At 44.0% G+C, this 647-nt stretch carries 1 protein-coding gene; it reads left to right on the top strand.

What is annotated here, in order from left to right:
- The coding region (locus QM460_RS10480; RefSeq protein WP_414290061.1) for a Spy0128 family protein at positions 1-367 on the top strand (367 nt) is incomplete at its 5' end.
- Between the last annotated feature and the right edge of the window lie 280 nt (positions 368-647).

The raw sequence follows: 647 nt of genomic DNA, 5'->3' as shown, positions 1-647 counted from the left end.
GCTTAAAGATTCAACAGGTAAAGTTGTTGAAACTGTGAAGAACGATGCGGCAGGTAACGTTAAGTTCTCAGCTATCGAATTCAAGAAAGAACAAGAAGGCGTACACAACTACACAGTAGAAGAAGTAGCTGGAACAGACGCAACCGTTACATACGACACCATGAAAGCGAATGTAACAGTAACTGTTTCTCACGATGGAACAGCTAAAGTTCTTGTGGCAACTGTTGGCGATATCGCTGATAAAGAGTCAAACCCTTTATTAATCAGCTCCCTTTCCGCCTTCAGTGCCTCTTCCTTCAGCTTTTCCGCCTGCCTAAAATGGACATCTGAACCTCCGAAATCACCCATGGCATACTGCATACCTTGAGCAAATTCGCGATCTGCTTCCCTTTTCTTATCTTGCCACTCCGTGAACAATTCCGGTTCTTTTTTAGACCATTCAGCCAAATAATTTTTAAGTTTAGCTTCTCTACGTTCTCGGATTCTATCCAACACAAATTTAAACATAGTTTTTTTCCTTTTTTCTTTCCAGATTTTCGCTGACTTATTCCACGGTCCACTTGACAGCAAGTAACCTTCGCTGACGTCCTGCTGACGTGTCCACCCGTCGGCCTAAAGCCTCTCGGCTGGCACGTGCTAGCGTACTC

This window comes from Streptococcus infantis, from assembly GCF_047464415.1.
Taxonomy (GTDB): domain Bacteria; phylum Bacillota; class Bacilli; order Lactobacillales; family Streptococcaceae; genus Streptococcus; species Streptococcus infantis_AE.
Note: the sequence above shows the minus strand (reverse complement) of the source record. Positions and strands in the feature narration are given on the sequence as shown.